The 20,001-nt window shown below is 65.6% G+C and carries 15 protein-coding genes; 9 read left to right on the forward strand and 6 right to left on the reverse strand.

Annotated features, from left to right (window positions below; translation table 11 throughout):
- The first annotated feature begins 112 nt into the window (after positions 1 to 112).
- The 6 genes from otsB to ACSF9G_RS08065 all read left to right on the forward strand — a co-directional run bounded on the left by otsB (position 113) and on the right by ACSF9G_RS08065 (position 7,096).
- Positions 113 to 877 carry a trehalose-phosphatase gene (otsB, locus tag ACSF9G_RS08040; protein ID WP_436640297.1) on the forward strand — a complete coding sequence of 255 codons (765 nt, stop codon included), beginning with the start codon at positions 113 to 115 and terminating at the stop codon, positions 875 to 877.
- A complete protein-coding gene (locus ACSF9G_RS08045) occupies positions 874 to 2,664 on the forward strand; it encodes a glycoside hydrolase family 15 protein (protein ID WP_436640299.1) in 1,791 nt (596 codons plus the stop codon). Before otsB ends, ACSF9G_RS08045 begins: the two co-directional genes overlap by 4 nt.
- On the forward strand, positions 2,661 to 4,064 hold the full coding sequence (otsA, locus tag ACSF9G_RS08050; protein ID WP_436640301.1) for an alpha,alpha-trehalose-phosphate synthase (UDP-forming): 1,404 nt from the start codon (positions 2,661 to 2,663) through the stop codon (positions 4,062 to 4,064). The genes ACSF9G_RS08045 and otsA overlap by 4 nt, the downstream gene beginning before the upstream one ends.
- A 126-nt stretch (positions 4,065 to 4,190) precedes the next feature.
- Complete coding sequence (locus tag ACSF9G_RS08055; protein ID WP_436640303.1) at positions 4,191 to 5,627, forward strand: aldehyde dehydrogenase family protein; 1,437 nt, start codon at positions 4,191 to 4,193, stop codon at positions 5,625 to 5,627.
- Positions 5,628 to 5,718: 91 nt separating this feature from the next.
- Positions 5,719 to 5,853 (forward strand): hypothetical protein, encoded by a 135-nt coding sequence (locus ACSF9G_RS08060; RefSeq protein WP_436640305.1) that lies wholly within the window; start codon positions 5,719 to 5,721, stop codon positions 5,851 to 5,853.
- Positions 5,854 to 6,073: 220 nt separating this feature from the next.
- A complete protein-coding gene (locus ACSF9G_RS08065) occupies positions 6,074 to 7,096 on the forward strand; it encodes an acyltransferase family protein (protein WP_436640307.1) in 1,023 nt (340 codons plus the stop codon).
- A gap of 64 nt (positions 7,097 to 7,160) precedes the next feature.
- On the opposite strand, the gene ACSF9G_RS08070 is transcribed toward ACSF9G_RS08065, so the two are convergent.
- On the reverse strand, positions 7,161 to 9,221 hold the full coding sequence (locus ACSF9G_RS08070; protein ID WP_436640309.1) for a virginiamycin B lyase family protein: 2,061 nt from the start codon (positions 9,219 to 9,221) through the stop codon (positions 7,161 to 7,163).
- A gap of 663 nt (positions 9,222 to 9,884) precedes the next feature.
- On the opposite strand from ACSF9G_RS08070, the gene ACSF9G_RS08075 reads away from it, so the two are divergent.
- Complete coding sequence (locus tag ACSF9G_RS08075; RefSeq protein WP_436642084.1) at positions 9,885 to 10,724, forward strand: Hint domain-containing protein; 840 nt, start codon at positions 9,885 to 9,887, stop codon at positions 10,722 to 10,724.
- 139 nt (positions 10,725 to 10,863) lie between these two features.
- Here the strand turns inward: ACSF9G_RS08075 and ACSF9G_RS08080 are convergent, their stop codons facing one another.
- Genes ACSF9G_RS08080 through ACSF9G_RS08100 form a run of 5 tightly spaced genes read right to left on the reverse strand, consistent with a single transcriptional unit; the run spans position 10,864 to position 15,754 of the window.
- Complete coding sequence (locus ACSF9G_RS08080) at positions 10,864 to 12,072, reverse strand: DegT/DnrJ/EryC1/StrS family aminotransferase (RefSeq protein ID WP_436640311.1); 1,209 nt, start codon at positions 12,070 to 12,072, stop codon at positions 10,864 to 10,866.
- Positions 12,069 to 13,094: an SDR family NAD(P)-dependent oxidoreductase gene (locus ACSF9G_RS08085; RefSeq protein WP_436642086.1), complete on the reverse strand. Its 1,026-nt coding sequence runs from the start codon at positions 13,092 to 13,094 to the stop codon at positions 12,069 to 12,071. The genes ACSF9G_RS08080 and ACSF9G_RS08085 overlap by 4 nt, the downstream gene beginning before the upstream one ends.
- Positions 13,084 to 14,199 carry a DegT/DnrJ/EryC1/StrS family aminotransferase gene (locus tag ACSF9G_RS08090; RefSeq protein WP_436640313.1) on the reverse strand — a complete coding sequence of 372 codons (1,116 nt, stop codon included), beginning with the start codon at positions 14,197 to 14,199 and terminating at the stop codon, positions 13,084 to 13,086. The genes ACSF9G_RS08085 and ACSF9G_RS08090 overlap by 11 nt, the downstream gene beginning before the upstream one ends.
- A complete protein-coding gene (locus ACSF9G_RS08095) occupies positions 14,196 to 15,224 on the reverse strand; it encodes a Gfo/Idh/MocA family protein (RefSeq protein ID WP_436640315.1) in 1,029 nt (342 codons plus the stop codon). Before ACSF9G_RS08095 ends, ACSF9G_RS08090 begins: the two co-directional genes overlap by 4 nt.
- The gene (locus tag ACSF9G_RS08100) at positions 15,224 to 15,754 is read right to left on the reverse strand and encodes an acyltransferase (protein ID WP_436640317.1); all 531 of its coding nucleotides are present in this window, start codon (positions 15,752 to 15,754) and stop codon (positions 15,224 to 15,226) included. Before ACSF9G_RS08100 ends, ACSF9G_RS08095 begins: the two co-directional genes overlap by 1 nt.
- 830 nt (positions 15,755 to 16,584) lie before the next feature.
- Between ACSF9G_RS08100 and ACSF9G_RS08105 the strand changes: the two genes are divergently transcribed.
- Together ACSF9G_RS08105 and wecC are read left to right on the forward strand one after the other, a co-directional pair.
- On the forward strand, positions 16,585 to 18,624 hold the full coding sequence (locus tag ACSF9G_RS08105) for a WecB/TagA/CpsF family glycosyltransferase (RefSeq protein WP_436640319.1): 2,040 nt from the start codon (positions 16,585 to 16,587) through the stop codon (positions 18,622 to 18,624).
- Positions 18,617 to 19,876 carry a UDP-N-acetyl-D-mannosamine dehydrogenase gene (wecC, locus tag ACSF9G_RS08110; RefSeq protein ID WP_436640321.1) on the forward strand — a complete coding sequence of 420 codons (1,260 nt, stop codon included), beginning with the start codon at positions 18,617 to 18,619 and terminating at the stop codon, positions 19,874 to 19,876. Before ACSF9G_RS08105 ends, wecC begins: the two co-directional genes overlap by 8 nt.
- Positions 19,877 to 20,001 lie beyond the last annotated feature (125 nt).

Raw genomic sequence — 20,001 nt, forward strand, 5'->3', positions numbered from 1 at the left:
ATTACCGCGAGATTGATGCGATGCCGTTGCGGCATTCCGTAGCGGCATTCCGCAGCCGACAGCGCCATGCGGCTTAACGGATACGCACGGGGCGTGTAATGGAAGTCTGGTGATGACGCCCTATTTTCCCGCGCCCCGGACGGATTGGTGCCTCTTCCTCGATTTTGACGGAACCCTCGTCGAAATCGCCGAGTCGCCGGATGCCGTCCGTGCCGAACGTCACCTTGCCGCCACACTGACTGCGATCTCGGCCCGGCTCGGGGGCGCCGTCGCGATCGTGAGCGGCCGGCCGATCGCCGAGGTCGAGCGCCACCTCGACCACGAGGGGTTTCCCGCCGCCGGTCTGCACGGGCTCGAGATGCGGATGCGCGCCGGCCAGCCGATATCGCGCGCCGACGCGAGCGCCCCCGACGCAGGCGTCCGCGACGCGCTGGCTTCCTTCGCGGCCAGCCGGCCCGGCCTGTTGCTCGAGGACAAGGGGATCGCGCTGGCGCTGCACTATCGCGCGCGGCCCGATCTCGCCGATGCCTGCCGTGACGCGGTGAAGGGCGCCGTGGCGGGTCGCGGCAATCTGCATGTGCTCGAAGGCAAGATGGTCTTCGAGGTAAAGCCGTCGGCCGCGGACAAGGGCAGAGCGGTGCGCCGCTTCATGGACGAGGCCCCCTTCGCCGGCCGCGTGCCGGTCTTCGCCGGAGACGACGTCACCGACGAGGACGGCTTCATTGCGGCGGCCGCGTTCGGCGGCTTCGGCATCAAGATCGGCGCGGGCGAGACGGCGGCGCGCTGGCGAATCGGTACAGTGGCCGAGTTCGTGCGCTGGCTGGTGGCGATGCCCGGCCGGCTGGATCGGTCGGCAAGGGAGACGGCATCACAGTGAGCGGACTGGATCTCGGCGTCATCGGAAACTGCGCGATTGGCGCATTGGTCGACAGCAACGCACGGATCGTGTGGTCGTGCCTGCCGCGTTTCGACGGGGACCCGGTGTTTCACGCCCTTCTGGGCGGTCCGGACGGAAACGATACCGACACCGGCGCATTCACGATCGAGCTGGAAGGCTTCACCCGCGCCGAGCAGGCCTACGAGCCCAATACCGCGATCCTGCGGACGCGGCTCTACGGCAACAACGGCGACGCGCTGGAAGTCACCGACTTCGTGCCGCGGTTTCGCGCCCGCGGTCGCATGTTCCGCCCCACCATGATCGTCCGCCGGCTGCGTCCGCTCGCCGGTCGGCCCCGGGTGACGTTCCGCATCAGGCCGCGGTTCGACTGGGGGGCGAGCGCGCCGGCCGTGACGCACGGCTCCAACCACATCCGCTATGTCGGCTCGGGCCTCGTCATCCGGCTGACCACCAACGCTCCGGTCGCCTATGTGCTGGCCGAGACCTCCTTTGTCGTCGACGAGCCGATCAGCTTCCTTCTGGGCCCCGACGAGACGGCAAGCGACAGTGTCGATACGCTGGCCCGCAGCTTCGAGGAACAGACCGCGGACTACTGGCGTGAATGGTCGCGCCGCCTCGCTGTGCCGCTGGAGTGGCAGGACGCCGTGATCCGCGCGGCGATCACCCTGAAGCTGTGCACGTTCGAGGAGACCGGCGCCATCGTCGCGGCGATGACGACCAGCGTGCCGGAGGCCGCCGACAGCGGGCGCAACTGGGACTACCGCTATTGCTGGCTGCGCGACGCCTTCTTCGTGGTCCGCGCGCTCAACAGTCTCGCCGAGGTCGAGACGATGGAGACCTATCTGCGCTATCTCTCCAACATCGTCCGCGAGATGGACGGCGGGCACATGCAGCCGGTCTACGGAATCGGCCGCGAGGCGCATCTGGTCGAACGCACCGTCGACCATCTGCCGGGCTATCGCGGCATGGGGCCGGTGCGCGTCGGCAACCAGGCCTACGAGCACTTCCAGCATGACGTTTACGGAAACGTCATCCTGGGCGCCGCGCAGGCCTTTTTCGACGAGCGTCTGTTCCGGCCGGCCACACTGGACGACTTCCGGCTGCTCGAGCGCGTCGGCGAGCGCGCCTTCGCGCTCCACGCCGAGCCGGACGCCGGCATGTGGGAATTGCGAACCCGCGCCCGCGTTCACACCTCCTCGGCGCTGATGTGCTGGGCGGCCTGCGACCGGCTCGCCAAGATCGCCCGCCGCTTCGGCGAGGACGACCGGGCGGAGACCTGGAGCGAGCGTGCCGGCGAGATCCACGCGACGATACTGGAGCGGGCCTGGAACCCGGAGCTCGGTTCGTTCGTCGAGAGCTTCGAAGGCTCCAACATAGACGCGAGCCTGTTGCTCATGGCCGAGGTCGGATTCGTCGCCCCCGACGATCAGAGGTTCGTCGCGACCGTCGATCGCATCGGCCGGGAACTCAGGCGCGGCAACCACCTCCACCGCTATTCGGCGCCCGACGACTTCGGACGGCCGCATACCGCGTTCAACATCTGCACCTTCTGGTACATTGACGCCCTGGCACGGATCGGGCGCACCGAGGAGGCTCGCGAGATATTCGAGACGATGCTGGCCGCGCGCAATCACCTGGGCCTCCTTTCGGAGGACATCGACCCGCAAACGCGGGAACTGTGGGGCAACTACCCGCAGACCTATTCGATGGTCGGCATCATCAACGGCGCCATGCGCCTCAGCCGGAGGTGGGACACGACGATATGAGCCGCCTCGTCGTCGTCTCCAATCGTGTCGGGCCGGTGCGCGAGTCCGCCAAGGCCGGCGGGTTGGCGGTGGCGATCGTCGATGCGCTGCGCGCGCAGGGCGGCGTCTGGTACGGCTGGTCGGGCGACGTCACCCCGGAAGGCACCCACGGCATGCTGAAGACCGAGCAGGCCGGACGCATCTCGCTGGTGACGCTCGATATCGACGAGGCCGACTACGAAGGCTACTACGCCGGGTTCTCCAACCGGACGCTCTGGCCGATCTTCCACTACAGGCTCGATCTCGCCCAGTTCGACCGCGAACTCGAGAAGTCGTACTGGACGGTCAACGAGCGCTTCGCCACCCGGCTGTTCCCGATGCTCCAGGATGACGACGTCGTCTGGGTGCACGATTATCATTTCCTGGCGCTCGGATCGAACCTGCGGGCGATGGGCGCGCGCCAGCCGATCGGTTTCTTCCTGCACATCCCCTTTCCGGTGCCCGAGGTCATCGCCGCGCTGCCGGGGCACGCCGCGCTGGTGCGCGCCATGCTTGCCTATGACGTCATCGGCTTCCAAACGAAGCGCGATGCCAGGGCCTTCATCCGGTATTTCGAGGAGGAGTTCGGCGGGATCGCGTCCGAGGACGGATATCTCACCGTCCAGGGGCGTACGGTCCGGGTCGGCGCCTTTCCCATCGGGATCGATGCCGAAACCTTCCGCAAGTTCGCGATGTCTCCGGAAGCCCATCGCCAGGGCCGGCGGCTCAAGTTGTCCTCCGAGCATCGCTGCCATGTCATCGGCGTCGACCGGATCGACTACACGAAAGGTCTGGTGGAGCGGTTCCGCTCGTTTTCGCGGCTGTTGGAGCACTATCCGGAGAACCGCGGCCATGTGTCCCTGCTGCAGGTCGCGCCCGCTTCGCGCGAAGACGTCGACGCCTATGTCGACATTCGCGAGGAGCTGGAACGCATAACCGGCAACGTCAACGGGCGTTTCTCCGATCTCCACTGGACGCCGATCCGGCTGATCACCCGGCCGCTGCAACGGCGCAGCCTTGCCGGGCTCTACCGGGCCTGCCAGGTCGGCCTCGTGACGCCGTTGCGCGACGGCATGAACCTGGTCGCCAAGGAATATGTCGCCGCCCAGGCCGAGGACGATCCCGGCGTGCTGGTGCTGTCGCGCTTTGCCGGCGCCGCCGAAGCACTCAGCGCCGCCCTGATCGTCAATCCCTACGATATCGAGGAGACGGCCGAGGCGATCCAGCGCGCCGTCATCATGCCGCTCGACGAGCGCCAGGATCGCTGGCGGCAGCTGTTCGACAAGGTCCAGACCGAGGACATCCGGGCCTGGTACGCGACCTTCCTGTCCGCGCTCAGGGCGGCCGGCCGCGATTCCCGCGACCCGATACCGGAATTCTGAATTTGTGCGCCGAACAAGGCCGCAAATCGCATTTATCGTACAATTCCCATTGACCAGCGCACGCTATCGTCCTTACTTCGGAGCGATTTTTCGCTCGGGGGAAAACAGGACGACAGGGAGACGACGATGGCGGAGCGGCACGACAATCTAATCGACGGCGAATGGGTGAAGGGCAGCGAATATGCGCCCAACCTCAACCCGTCCGACGTCTCCGACGTCGTCGGCGACTATGCGCGCGCCACGGCGGCCGAAGCGCAGGCCGCCATCGCCGCGGCCCGGGAGGCTTTCCATGGCTGGTCGCGCTCGACGCCGCAGCAGCGTTTCGAAATCCTCGACGCCGCCGGCACCCGCATCCTCGCCGAGAAGGAGCGGCTCGGCACGCTTCTGTCGCGCGAGGAAGGCAAGACCCTGCCCGAAGGCATCGGCGAAGCGGCCCGCGCCGGACAGATCTTCAAGTTCTTCGCCGGCGAGGCGCTCAGGCTCGGCGGCGAGGTGATCCCTTCGGTTCGCCCCGGCGTCGGCGTCGAGATCACGCGTGAGGGCGTCGGCGTCGTCGGCCTGATCACGCCGTGGAACTTCCCGATCGCGATCCCGGCCTGGAAGATCGCGCCCGCGCTCGCCTACGGCAACACCGTGGTCTTCAAGCCCGCCGACCTGGTGCCCGGATGCGCCCATGCGATCGCCGAGATCCTCGACGATGCCGGCATTCCCGCGGGTGTCTTCAACCTTGTCATGGGCCGCGGCTCCGTCGTCGGCGAGGCGATTGTCGGCTCGCCAGATATCAATGCCATCTCCTTCACCGGGTCGGTCCCCACGGGAAGGCGCATTGCGCTCGCGTGCGCGGAATCCGGCAAGAAGGTGCAGATGGAGATGGGCGGCAAGAACCCGCTCGTGATCCTCGACGACGCCGATCTCGACACCGCCGTCTCCTGTGCCCTCAACGGCGCATTCTTCTCCACCGGACAGCGCTGCACCGCGTCCTCGCGACTGATCGTGACCGAGAAGATCCACGATCGTTTCGTCGAGGCGATGACCGACAAGGTGAAGACCCTGAAGGTCGACAACGCGCTCAAGCCGCACACCGAGATGGGCCCGGTCGTCGACCAGTCGCAGCTCGATCAGGACCTGCGCTACATCGCGCTGGCCAGGGAAGAGGGCTGCGAGGTGATCGGCGGTGAACGGCTCAATCGCGACACCGAGGGCTTCTACCTGTCGCCCGCACTTCTTGTCGGCGCCAACAACGCGATGCGCACCAGCCGTGAGGAAATCTTCGGTCCCGTCGCCAGCGTCATCAGGGTCGCCGGCTACGACGAGGCGCTGGGCGTCGCCAACGACACCGAGTTCGGCCTGTCGTCGGGCATCTGCACGACCTCGCTGAAGCACGCTTCCGACTTCAAGCGCAATTCGGAGGCCGGCATGGTGATGGTAAACCTGCCGACGGCGGGTGTGGACTATCACGTGCCCTTCGGCGGCCGTAAGGGGTCCTCGCACGGCCCGCGTGAGCAGGGCGCCTATGCGCGCGAGTTCTACACCACAGTCAAGACCGCCTACACGCTGGCCTGAGCCAGGATACGGGCGGACGCCGCCGTCGCGCGCGGCGACACGGTAACGTGCGCGCGGCAGGCCAGGGGCGGGCCTGTGGAGCCCTGTCGACATGACCAAACGGACCCGAAACTGGATCCTCATCGTTGTCGCGACCGCGATTATCCTCGCGGTCGGCTACTCCTCGCGCTGGGACGAGGAGGCGGCGGTGCTCGACGAGGCTGGATCCCCGCAAACGACCCGTTAGGCGCGCCCGCGCCCTCGGGCGGCTTTGGCCATTCGATGTATGGCTATGTCCTTTCGGCGCGGTTGCGCTGATTGTCCCGGATTCATTTGATTTGATCGATCCGCTCCGACGGGAGAGTCCGCGGCCCTGAGCTGGCGGGGCCCAGAGCCGGCGGGACCGGCCCGTAACGGGCGAAAAAACATTCTCGGGCTGCCTGAATATCGAAGAACGGAGCAATTTCGTGTCGAACGCATCGCTCGCGAAGCCAGGACGTGTCGATTGGGTCGATATCGGCAAGGGATTCTGCATCATCATGGTGGTGATGCTGCATTCGACCGGCGGCGTCGAGGAAGCGGTCGGCGCCCAGGGCTGGCTACGCCCCGTCATCGAGTTCGCCCGGCCGTTCCGCATGCCCGACTTCTTCCTGATCGCCGGGCTTTTCCTGAGCCGCCGGATCGACAGGCCGTGGCCCGAATATACCGACAAGAAGGTGCTGCACTTCGCGTATTTCTACGTGATCTGGATGGCGATCCAGGTCGCGCTGAAGACTGGGGTCAAGACCGGCATCGCCGACATACCCGGCGATTTCCTCTACGCGATGGTGCAGCCCGTCGGCGCGCTGTGGTTCATCTATCTCCTACCGATCTTCTTCGTCGTCACGAAGTTGCTGCGGCCGGTTCACCCGGCCATCGTGCTCGTCGCCGCGGCGATCATGCAGTCCACGGCCGTCGGCACCGGATGGATCATCCTCGACGAATTCGCCATCCGCTTCGTCTTCTTCTACGCCGGTTACGCGCTCGCTCCGGCCGTTTTCGCCTTTGCGACGCGCGTCGGCGAATATCCCTGGATCGCGGCGGCGGGACTGACCGTATGGGCGCTCGTGAACGGCGCTCTCGTCCATATGGGGCTGGCCGCGAAGCCGGGCTTCAGCCTGGTGCTCGGCGCGGTCGGCGGCCTTGCGGTGGTGTCCATGGCGGTCATGCTGACGCGGACGCGGATTTCCGAACCGTTGCGCTATTGCGGCGAGAACTCGATCGTCATCTTCCTCGCCTTCTTCCTGCCCATGGCGACCACGCGCATCGTGCTGCTGAAGACCGGGATCATCACCGACGTGGGCACGATGTCGCTGATCGTCACCTGCGCCGCCATCTTCGGTTCGCTGATACTGTTCTGGATCACGCGCGGCACCCGGCTCGGGTTCCTGTTCACGCGGCCGGCCTGGGCGCGGTACGAGCCGACCCGTCGGCTGGCGGCCGCCGAATAGCGCGCCGCCCGCCAAGGCCGCAATTCCGGGTCTTCGAATACGATCAGCCGCTTGGGGGTCGGCCTCAGCGGCATTCCCAGCCGTTGACGATCGGATTGCTGGAATCGATGTTCTGCTGTGTTTCCAGGACGATATTGCCGAGACGCTGCCATCCGTCCGTCGGTGCGCCGCGCGGAAACCAGACCCCCCAGTTGCCGACGCAGGAATAGCGTGCGTTGGAGAACTTGTTGTTCAGGAAACGGATGTCCGTCACCGAGTAGCCGCCTTGCGGATTGGCTTCGGACGGGCTGTAGTCCTGCGCGTAGACCGTGAAGCCGCCGCCGGTCATCAGGTTGTTCTCGACCAGAATGTCGCTGCTGTCGCGTCGGCCGTTCCAGATCGCCACGGCCGATGTCTGGTCCTGCGCGACGTCGAAGACGTTGTGCCGGATAATGCCGTGCGACGCCCCCTCGGTCTGGAAACCATCGACATGCCCGTTGCCGGCTTCGGTCGTGAAATCGTGCAGATAGTTGTCTTCGATGACGAAGTTGTCCGCGTCCCAGACGAATATCCCGTCGTTGACGCCGTGGATGTTGTTGCCGCGGGCCACCAGGCTTGCGCCTTCGTACCAGATGCCTGTGTGGGTGGCGTTGCTGCCGTCCAGGGTCGTGCGCACGATGGTGGCGCTGGCACCGGGTGCTATCCTGATGACGCCGCTGCCGTTGGCCCCGCCGGCGCTCTCGAGGATCCAGCTGTTCCTGACCGTCACGTTCTTGGCGGCGATGACAAGGCCGCCGGTGATCTTCTCCCCGTCGATGACCGTGCCGTCGGCGGTGACCGTTCGGCTTGGCGTGTCTCGCAGCCGCAGGCCGGCGGGATGGCCGGCATTGGCAGGTCCTGGCCAGCCGCATGCTTCGAGGTCGTCCCAGACCCGGCCGACGCAATCGACGCTATCGGTCGCGAGGCGAAGCCTGCCCACTTGCGAACGGCGCTTGTTGACGAACCAGATGTCGCCCTCCGGTCCGACCGTAAGGCCCTGAACGGGGAATCTGTCCGTTCCGGCCACTCCCGGAATCGGAAACTCCGAAATCTTGCCGGAAACCGAGATGCGGCCGATGCTGCCCTCCTTCTCTCCGAAATACATGTGATTGTCGGGGCCGGTCACGATGCTGACGGGGGTGCCCGTCAAACCAGCCTTGAAGAACCTGAGATCGCGGCCGTCGATCGTCATCCGGCCGATCCGTTTCTTCGCCGGATCGCAGAACCAGATGCGCCCGTCCGGGCCGGTGGTGATTCCGTAACTGCCGCGCAATATCGAGCGCGATCGGAATTCGGCGATCCGTCCCGATGGCGTTATCCGCGCGATGTTCCGCGCTTTGCGCCGCTTTCTCTCCGGGGCCGCTTCGGTTTTGCCGATCCGTGCCGGATCTCCGGCAACGGGGTCGAAGCGCGCCTTGGGTGAGTTTTTCTTCTTTCTTTTCTTCCTTGTTTTCCTGGACTGCTCGACGAACCAGATATTGCCGTCACTGCCCACCGTGAGGGCTGACGGCATCTTCGTCCTGCTTTTGATGGGAAACAGCGTCGTCGAACCACCCGGTGTCGTCCGGCCGATCCGTCGGGCATTCGTCGCGAACCACAGATTGCCATCCGGACCGAGCGTCATGTCGGATGACCGCGGTCTGGATAGGCCGACCGGAAACATCTGGATCTGGCCGCTCGCCGTGATGCGGCCGACGACTCCCCTGTTGTAGCCGGTGAACCATACGTCGTCGGCGGGACCCGCCGCCACCGACTCGACGCGGATCTTTCTGCGCGGAATCGTGAATACGTCCGCGATTCCGGTCGGTCTGAACCGGACGATCGTCCCCTTGTTCCGTTCGGCGAACCACAGGGTCCCGTTCGCGGCCGCGATCCGCGCGGCGCCGCCCCGTTTTCCGGATTTCGTCCAGACGGTCATCTGCAGGCCGTTCACGGTCGAGACCGCGCTGCTGTAGGTGACGGCTTCGATCGGGGCTACGGTATCGGCAGTCGCCGCCGGAGGCAGCTGGCTCCAGCACGCAGCGGCGCCGAAGATCGTCGCAGCGAGAAGTCTTGCCTGTCCGATTCCGCGTCCACGCACGTAGGGACGCGAGGGCTCCTGCACCATAGGGTCCTCCCGGGCGGCCGTCGCCGTTTTCACTCAAGAACCCGGAACCGTGCCCCTTTTGTGGCGGCCGGCGTTTCGGGCCCGCGTTCAGTCCCGGCACCTGGAGAAGAAGGGGCGCCGGTTGAAAGTCCTTCCGGTGGATTGCCGCGATGATCCGGTTTTCATCGATATCAATTCGACGGCTAAACGGTCGATTGCCTCCATGGAAGCAAAGCAGAGGTGAAGAAAAGGTGATGATTGGGCCGAAAATTAACCATGTTTTTAGAAACATGGCGCGCGGCTGTCGGATGGCGCGAGCCTGCGTAGGTCCCGGTTTTGTCGCTTCGATTTACGATCGATCCGCGAAATCGCGTGCGCCTGCGATTCATATCGGTTTTTCGGTCCATTTAGACGTAGCGATGCCGCCTGCGACTACCACTTTTTAATTAACCTAATGTCCCAAATGGCAACTTTTAGACGGAATCAGCATGCGTCAGATGCCATTCGAAGTAGTTCATTGATGGTGTGCACAAGTCGCGAGATAAGCCAATTGCGTAGGCAAAGATATGGCGAATCACGTGTTTAATGAAACCACGAGAATTTCCTTCAGGTGGGGAGAAATTGATGTCTGAGAAGCGCTCTAACAGAGCTTTGAAAAGCCCGGCGAGGCGTCATTTCTTGGCGGTGACGTCCGCCGCAGGGGCCCGGATCGCCGCGGTCGCGGCTTTGGCGGGAATTTCCACCACGACATCGGCAACCGCGCGTGCTCGCGGCGGCATGACGCGCAGCTATCGCGGCAACGGCGGAGCCCCGGGTGACGGCGGCGGCGGCGGTGGCGGCGCTGGAGCCGGCGGGGGCGGTGGAGACACCCAGTGCTTCCTGCGCGCCACGCGCATCATGACCGATCGCGGCGAGGTTGCCGTCGAGGCGCTCAAGGCCGGCGATCTCGTTCAGACTCTCGATGGCGGCTTTGCGCCGATCCGGTGGGTTGGTCGCAGCGTCTATCGCAAGACCGGCCGCGACTGGCCGGCGGACGTCAAGCCGATCCGGATCGCGCGCTCGGCGATCAGCGAAGGTGTTCCCCATCGCGACCTCTACCTGTCGCCCTGGCACTTCCTGTATCTCGACGGCCACCTGATGCCGGCCAAGGATCTCGTCAACGACATGACGATCACGGCCGCGACGCCGACGAACACCGACACGATCGAGTACTTCCACGTGCTGCTCGAGAACCATGACGTGCTCCTCGCGGAAGGCGTCGCGGCCGAGAGCCTGCTCCTGAAGGCCGGCGAGCACGAGAACTTCTCGAACTTCGCCGAGTACGAACGTCGTCTGGGTGGTGACGTACCGGCCGAGATGACGCCCTACGCGCCGCGTGTTTGGTACTCGGGTGGACGCTCGCATCTGGCCGCGATGATGCGGCTCGGCGCCTCGCACATCGTCGACGTGCGCGACCCGATCCAGCGCGTCAATGAGCGGCTCATCGCCCGGGCGGAAGCCCTCGCGCCGGCTCTGGCGGCGTGAACGATTTGGCCCGACCTGGATATAGGGTCGGGCCACACCCCTGACCTGAAGAAATCAAGGCCTGAAGACCTGAAGAAACGCCCGCGATAGAAATATCGCGGGCGTTTTCTATTCGTGCCGTGACGTCGAGCAGGGATGGTCAGGCGGTCGAAACGGTGTCGTGGGCGCCCGCGTTCGTCTTCGGGGCGCGCCGCACCGCGGGGCCGGACTGCTTCTCAAGGGACCGCCGCAGCGACGTGATGACCGTGTCCTGCTCCGCGTCGGTCATCTGGGCGAAGAGGGGCAGCAGGATGCAACGGTCCTGGGCCGCCTCGGAGTCCGTCAGGGGCCACGGGCAGGGGTGATCGGCATAGGCCGGTTCGCGGTGAATGCACATGATGCCGCGCCGGGTCGCCACGCCGTCGGTCAGCATGTCGTTCATCAGCGTCTTCTGGTCGATCCACGCGGGCAGGCGCGCGCAATAGGACTGCCAGTTGCTGCGCGCCCAATCCGGTTCGAACGGCGGGACGACGCCGCCAATGTCGACGAGGGCTCGTTCGTAGCGCGCGCCGAGCGCACGTCTCCGGGCGACGATATCGGGCAGCCGGGTGAGCTGGTGGCGCCCTATCGCGGCTTGCATGTCCGTCAGGCGGTAGTTGAAGCCCGGCACCTCGTAGCTTTCGAACAGCACCGTCTTGGCGCTGTGCCGGACCGTATCGGGAATGCTCATGCCGTGTTGGCGCAGCAGCCGGAACTTGCTGTCCAGCTCCGGATCGTTGGTGGTCAGCATGCCGCCGTCGCCCACCGTCAGGACCTTGCGCGGATGGAACGAGAAGCATGCGATCGTGCCGTGCGGTCGTCCGATCTTCTGCCATTCGCCGCCGACATTGATTTCGGAGCCGACGGCACAGGCCGCGTCCTCGATCAGCGGCAGGCGGTGCACGTCCGCGATCTCCAGGACGGCGGCCATGTCGAAGGGCATTCCCATCTGATGGACGGCGAGGATCGCCTTCGTGCGCGGAGTGATCGCCGTGGCCATCGCGGCCGGATCGATGCAGAACGTCGTCGGGTCGATGTCGACGAAGACCGGCGTGGCGCCGCACTGCCGGATCGCGTTGGCGCAGGCGATGAACGTGTGGCTGACCGTGATCACTTCGTCGCCGGGCCCGACGCCCACCGATAGCAAGGCGAGGTGGAGCGCCACGGTGCAGTTCGATACGGCGCAGGCATGCGCGGCGCCGACGGTTGCGGCGAATTCGCTCTCGAAAGCCGCCACCTGCGGCCCCTGCGTGAGCCAGCCGGACAGAACCACGTCGGCGGCGGCGCGCGCCTCTTCTTCTCCCAGGAGCGGTTTGGCGATCGGGATCATTCGGCCGCGACCCCGATCTGCCCCCGTTCCTTGGCCCACCAGGCAACGAGATCGGCCATGCCGTCGTTGAGGCCGATCGAGGAGCGGAACCCGATGAGGCGCGCGGCTTCCTCGACGTCGGCGAGGCGGCGCGGCACCGGGTTGACCGCCCGCTCGGCTTCGTGGATCGGGCGCAGATCCGGCCGGTCGAGGATCTCGGTCAGGATGTTGGCGAGGTCGAGCAGCGACGTCTCCGTGCCCGAGCCGACGTTCAGCACGACGTCGCTGGCGGGCGCGGCGGCGGACAGCACGTTGGCCCGCGCGACGTCGCGAACATGGATCATGTCCATCGTCTGCAGGCCGTCGCCGAAGATGATCGGCGCGTCGCCGGCGGCGATCCGGTCCATCCAGCGGATCAGCACCTCCGTGTACTTGCCGTGCAGGTCCATGCGTGGGCCGTAGACGTTGAAGTAGCGCAGCGCGACATAGTCGAGCCCGAACATGTCGTTGTAGGAGCGCAGCAGCCCCTCGCCGAACGTCTTGCACGCGCCGTAGAGCGTCCGGTTCGCGTAGGGATGATGGCTTTCCCCTGTCGGGAATTCCTCGGCCATGCCGTAGATCGAGGCCGACGACGCCATCACCACCTTTTCGATCTTGTGGGTGACGCACGTCTGCAGGAGATCGAACGTGGCCGTCGCCATGACCTCGAAGGCGGTCTGCGGCTCGGCGGCGCAATGGGTGATGCGCAGGGCGGCCTGATGGAACACGATATCGCTGCCGGCGACCAGGGTGTCCATCAGCGCGCCGTCGCGGATGTCGCCCTGGACGATGTGGACGTTTCCGGACCGGGCCGCCTTCGAGACGTTCTCGATGCGGCCGCGCACCATGTTGTCCAGAAGGACGATCTTCGAGCAGCCGGCCTCGACCAGCAGGTCTGCGATATGCGACCCCACGAAGCCGCAGCCACCGGTGATCAGGATGCGCTTGCCCTTCAGGCGCTGCAGATCGTCGTCGGCGTTCAGTGAAGAGAGGTCAGGCTGCATCGGCATGGTCTTTCTCGCGGATAGAGGCCAGCGTGGTGGCAACGGTCTGGATCTGCTCGGCCGTGATCTCGGGGAAGATCGGAAGCGACAGCGTCGTCGACGCGAACGCCTCGGTCACCGGAAGCGAGCCTGCGGGATACCGGCAGTCGGCGTAGGCCTTCTGCAGATGAACCGGTCTGGGATAGTGAATGCCGGTGGCGATGCCCGCCGCGGTCAGGTCGGCCTGCAGCCGGTCGCGGTTCGCCGCCGTGACGGCATAGACGTGATAGACGTGATCGCGTCCCGCCGGCGCCGGGCGCCCGACGTCGATATTCGCCAGCAGCCGGTCGTACAGCGCGCCGGCTTCCTGGCGCTTCTCGGTCCAGGCCGGCAGATGGCGCAGCTTGACCTTCAGGATGGCGGCCTGCAGCGCATCCATGCGGTAGTTGAAGCCCTGAACCACGTGATTGTATTTCCCGGCCTGTCCCCAGTCGCGCAGGATGCGCATGCGTTCGGCCAGGTCCGGTCGGCTGGTGACGACCGCGCCGCCTTCGCCGGCCGCGCCCAGGTTCTTGCCGGGATAGAAGGAAAAGCATCCCATGTCCGCGAAGGCGCCGGCGCACGTCCCGTCGCGTTCGGCGCCATGCGCCTGCGCCGCGTCCTCGATCACCACGATCTCGCGGTCGCGCGCGATATCGACGATCGCCGACATGTCGGCGATGCGGCCGTGCAGGTGCACCGGGACGATCGCCTTGGTGCGCGGGGTGATGGCCGTCTTCAGGGCGGCCGGGTCCATCGTCCAGGTATCCGGGTCGATGTCGACGTACACCGGCGTCGCGCCGCAATACAAGATCGCCGCGACCGTCGCGACGAACGTCATCGATACCGTGATCACTTCGTCGCCCGGTCCTACGCCCGCCGCCAGCAGGGCGAGGTGGAGGGCCGACGTCCCAGAATTGACGGTGACGGCATCACGCGTCCCGCAGAACGCGGCGAAATCGGTCTCGAATTTCTCTACCGGCTCCCCGAGCACGAATCGCCCGCTATCGAGGATGGCGGTGATCTCGGGAAGCAGTTCGTCGCGCAGCGCGCGGTGCTGCGCGCCAAGGTCTTGAAACGGGATCATGATGCGGCCTTCAAACGGGCGAACTCGACGGGGTGGCCACCGGAACTCAGCGACTGGGCGGCCGCCTCCAGCATGCGCACGACGCGCAGGCCGCTGACGCCGCTCGAGGTCGGCTGTCCGTGGCCGTTAATGCTCGCGGCGAAGTCCTCTATGACGCCAAGCAGAGCTTCCCTGGTGGAGAGCTGCGGGGCCCACATGTCGCCGGTGCGATAGGAGATGCGGACGTCGTTGGCGCTCTGCGGATCGGCAGAGAGATGGACGCCGCGGTCGTAGACCTTGATCTTCTCGCTTGGCTCCAGGTCGTCGTAGACGATCATCCGCCGGCTGCCGCCGATCAGGGTCTGGCGGACCTTCACCGGCGCCAGCCAGTTCACGTTGATGTGGGCCAGCGTGCCGTTGTCGAAATGGACGCTGAGGTGGGCGAGGCTTTCCTGGTTGCGATGGATGTGCCCGGCCCCCACCGCGGTGATCGATACCGGCTCGGCGCTGAGGATGAATTCGAGGATCGCGAAATCGTGGACCGCCAGGTCCCATATGACGTTCACGTCGCCCTGGAACAGGCCGAGATTGATGCGGGTCGATTCGTAATAGTAGATGTCGCCGACCGTGCCGTCCGCGATCAGGTCGCGGATCTTCCGCACCGCGCCCGTATAGACGAAGGTGTGATCGACCATCAGCGTCAGGCCGCCGCGGTTGGCCATGTCGATGAGGCGCTGCGCCTGCTCGGAGGTCTCCGTGATCGGCTTCTCCACGAGGACATGCTTGCCGGCCGCCAGTGCCGCCGCCGCGATCTCGTAGTGGGTGCACACGGGCGTGGCGATCAGGACGGCGTCGACGCCCGGATCTTTCAGCATCTCTTCCCAGCTGGCATGGAGCTGCGCCGAGGGGTGTCGCTGGCTGGCTCGTTCGCGGGATTTCTCCGACGCGTCGGCGATCGCGGCCAGACGGCAGCCGTCCGACTCCGATACGCAACGCGCCAGGTTCGGGCCCCAATAGCCATAACCGACAAGGCCGATACCGATCATCACCGTTGCTCCGCCGATTTCGAGTTGAGGAATGCGACTTTCGGGTCTTGCCCTTCGGCTCCCTCGTCGAGGAACCGGAGCACCCGCGCCGGCACGCCGGCGACGATCGCGTTTTCGGGTACGTCTTGGGTCACAACCGCGCCGGCGCCGACGATGGCGCGCGCGCCGACCGTCACGCCGGCGAGGATCGTGGCGTTCGAGCCGATCGATGCGCCGCGGCAAACGCGCGTCGGCACCACCTCCCAATCGGCATCGTTCTGCATCGAGCCGTCTTCGTTGGTGGCGCGGGGAAAGAGATCGTTGGTGAAAACGACGCCATGGGCGACCATGACGTTGTCCTCGATCGTCACGCCTTCGCAAACGAAGGTGTGGGAAGAAATCTTGCAGTTCTTCCCGACAGAACTGTTTTTCTGGATTTCGACGAACGGTCCGACTTTACTTCTGCTGCCTATCTGGCAACCGTAAAGATTGACCAGGTCGGGATGCGTGATGGAAACATCTTCGCCGAGGACAACATTTTTGAGCGGCATGTATGGAATAGCCCCTAGCCATCGTTGACGCGGAGGCTATCGCGTACGCCGTTCCGTAAAACCGCCCAAAATGGTCAGGCGGTTGCAAGCGGACGATCGCCGCCTAGACCAAACGGATGATTTTCCGGATCCTATGGCGGAGGAATGCGGGCGACAGGATGGGGTGACAGGGGCCGGGCCCGCGTCGCAGCGGGCGGTTTTGGCCCGACTGGCGCGTGTTGCCGCGCGCAATGGTCCGGCATCGGACACGAGTGCGTTGGCGCAGGCGTCCGCGCCGTAGCGGGACGTCTATCGGTGCCGAGTGCGAATCGCCCTCGCGAAATTACGTGAAACAGGGCTGTTTGCGACGTCCGTTCGGCGATTGGTCGTTTGCGGGCGGCCTGGAAAACGATCGCGGCACGGTCGTTAGCCCGCGTCACCGCCCGCACGCCCCGTTTCGTCCGCCGGTTTTCGTGCCGAAATTTTCTTCCGGCCGATCACGGCCTTCGAAGCGGTCGAGCCCGTCCCGGGCAATGTCCCAGGCGCTGCGGCCGGAATTCGACCCGGAATCATACGCCTTTCGGTCCCGTCTGGACGCCGAATCTCGTCAAATTGCACCGGTCCTGACCAAACGGCACTCGAGAGTACCGTCACTTCGGCTGGTCGATAAGCCAAAGCAATATCTTCATAACTGCTTGGTGCGGTGGGCCAATACAGGTTCTATCCAAAAAACTAGTTTAGTTGCCGTGAGAAATACTTGATCGGGCGATGGCGACCCGTGAGTCTTGCGCAGACGAGAGGGTGTCCGAGTAGCCTGCATGCAATCATTCACGACCAAGCAGAGTATCCCAGTGCGCGAAGTTTCGCGGCGTAGCCGCATTGAGCTTGCCGGGGCGGCGTCTCCGGAGATTCGTGCTCGCATCGAGCAATTCATCGAACTGGCGGAAGAGGGGCTCCCCAAGCTTAGGAGCCGCGAGGGATTCGCCCATACCGGCCGACGGATCCCGGGGGTGATTCCCGAGGTTCGGGCCGAGGGCGACAGCCTCCGCTATGCGTTGATCGTGGCCCTTGGCCTCGGCCAGCGCGACCGCGCGACGCAGACGCGTGTGCTGGAAGGCTTCAGTGCCGCCGACCTGGCGATACACAGCGCCAAACGGGCGGAGACGTCCGAGGATCTGGGAAGCGTCGCGCTGGGTGCCTGGGCCGTTGCCGAGGTCGCCGGCCGTGCCGACGCAATTCTCTTCGAGCGGCTGGAACGCGCCATCGGCTCGGATGTCCCGGTCGACACGGTGGTGTGTGCCTGGGCCCTGACGGCGGCGGTCGCGGGTCTTGCCTACCGCGACACGGCGGAGCTTGCGAAGGCCGCGGCCAAGCGCTTGCGGGCGGGGCAGTCGCTGGCCGGCCTGTTTCCGCACAAGCTGCCGGACACGGCCATCGGTCGCCTCAGGCGACACGTCGGGTGTTTCGCCGATCAGATCTATCCGATCCAGGCGCTCGCCCGCTACTCAGCGGCGTTCGGCGACGAGCGGGCCCTGGCCGCGGCGAATGCCTGCGCCGCCCGTATCGTCGCCTGCCAGGGCCGCGAGGGTCAGTGGATCTGGCACTACGATGTACGCAACGGCGACGTCGTCGAGCGCTATCCCGTCTACAGCGTCCATCAGCATGGGATGGCGCCGATGGGGCTTCTGGACTTGATGGAAGCCGGCGGAACGGACTATCTCGACGCGATCATCAAGGGGGTCGAGTGGCTCGACCGGCATCCCGAAACCTCCGCGCAACTGGTCAGCGAAGATGCCCAGATGATCTGGCGGAAGGTCGCGCGCCGGGAGCCGAAGAAGGCCGTGCGGAGCATTGCCTCCGTCACCACGGCCACCGCGCCCGGCCTGCGCATTCCCGCCGTGGATGCCCTGTTTCCGGCCAATCGGATCGACTACGAGTGCCGCCCGTATGAGCTCGGCTGGCTGCTCTATGCCTGGTGCGCCGACGACGTGATGGCCGGCCTGGGCCGGCCGGTCGAACATGCCGCTGTCGGGTCCGCGCCGCTTCCCGAGGCGCCCGACAACGTGTCTACCCTGTTCGGCCTGCGCGTCCACGCCCTGCGCATCGACGATGTCGTCGATCAATGCCGGCAGGCCGTGAGAACGCGGCAACCGCTGTTGCTGGGCGTCGTCAACGCCTCCAAGGTCGTCAACGTCCGCAAGGATGCGGCCCTGCACGGTGCGCTCCAGAAATGCGACGTCCTGCTCGCCGACGGCCAGTCGGTCGTCTGGGCGAGCCGCCTTCTGCGTGCGCCGGTTCCCGAGCGGGTGACCGGGATCGACATCTTCGAGCGCCTGCTGCACGTCGCACACAAAGGCAATCATTCCGTCTTCCTGCTCGGAGCCAAGGCCGACGTCCTGCGGGATCTCGAAGCGCAGTTGGGCCGCCGTTTCCCGGGTTTGCGGATCGTGGGCCGCCGGCACGGTTATTTCGAGGATCACGAGGCCGACACGATCGCCGCGGAGATCCGGGATTGCCAACCCGACATGCTGTTTCTCGGCATGCCGTCTCCCAAGAAGGAGACATTCCTCGCCACCTACAGGGACGCATTGGCCGTACCGGTCATGCATGGCGTCGGCGGTTCGTTCGACGTGCTCGCCGGGAAGACCAGGCGCGCGCCGGCGAGCTGGCAGAAAATGGGAATGGAGTGGGCATTCCGCCTCGCGCAGGAGCCGCGGCGGATGTGGCGCCGGTATCTCCATACCAACTCGGCGTTCATCCTGTTGACGGCGAAGGAAATGGCCGGTCGCCGCACCGCGCCACCTCCGAGCACCCACTATCCGCCGCGGATCCTGTCTTCCGCTGCGAAATCCGAGACGCGCACCTCTCGACCGGAACTTCATCATGGGTAAAGAGTTCAACGGCCGCGTAGCCGTTCTGGGGTTGGGCTATGTGGGACTTCCCACCGCCGTCGCCCTCGCCACACGAGGCGTCGACGTCATTGGCGTCGACGTGAATCCGAAGACCATCGAAGCGGTGTCGCAGGGACGGGTTCCATTCGTGGAACCGGACCTGGCGGTGGGCGTCAGCGGCGCCGTGGCCTTGGGCCGGCTGACCGCAACCACAGAGACGCCGGAGGCCGAGGCCTACATCATCGCCGTTCCCACGCCCTTCAATCCCGACCGCTCCGCCGACCTGAGCTACGTGAAGGCTGCGGCCGAACAGATCGCCCCGAAAATCAAGCCGGGCGCGATCGTGATCCTCGAATCGACGTCGCCGCCCGGGACGACCGAAAAGGTCAGCCGCTGGATTGGTGCGCTGCGTCCGGACCTCAAGATGCCGCACAACCACGACGGCATGACCGAGGTCCACGTCGCGCATTGCCCGGAGCGCGTGCTGCCGGGCCGGATCATGATCGAGATCGTCACCAACGATCGCGTGATCGGCGGCATGACCAGCCGCTGTTCGGAACGCGCGGCCGAGCTCTACCGGGTATTCGCGCAGGGCGAGATCCTGCTGGCCGACGCCGCGACGGCGGAAATGTCGAAGCTGATCGAGAACGCGTATCGCGACGTGAACATCGCTTTCGCGAACGAACTGTCGATGATCTGCGAGGAACTGCACCTGGACGTGTGGGAGGTGATCCGCCTCGCCAACAGGCATCCGCGCGTCAACATCCTGAGCCCCGGGCCGGGCGTGGGGGGACACTGCATCCCCGTCGACCCGTGGTTCATCATCGGCGCGGCGCCCGGCGTCACCAAGCTTCTGCGAGCCGCGCGCGAAGTGAACGACCACAAGCCGCACCACGTCGCCAATGCCGTCATTGCGAGTTCGGAACGGTTCCGCGAACCGGTCATCTCGTGCCTGGGGCTGAGCTTCAAGGCCGACGTCGACGACTTCCGGGAGAGCCCGGCGATCGAGGTCGTGGAACTGATCGCGTCGGCCCGGCCGGAGGTCACGGTGCTGATCTCCGACCCCTTCATCAACGGCACAATACCGGGCCGGTTGGGGGAGTTGCCGAACGTTCGTCTGGAGCCGGCCGCCGATGCCGTCGATCGGGCCGACATCGTCGTGCTGCTCGTCGAGCACGAGAAGTTCAGGTCACTGCGCCATACGCGATTCGGCGGGAAGGTCGTCTACGACACGCGTGGTGTCTGGAACTGACGGCCTTGGAGGCGGGCTGAGCCTCGAACTGGGACCTGAGTCCCCGGGCCGTCCGCAAAACCCCGGAACGCTCGATCGCCGCGGCGCCGCATCATGTCAGGCGATTGGGGGATTTTCCGAATGTC

This window comes from Microbaculum mangrovi, assembly GCF_051390635.1.
GTDB lineage: Bacteria > Pseudomonadota > Alphaproteobacteria > Rhizobiales > Tepidamorphaceae > Microbaculum.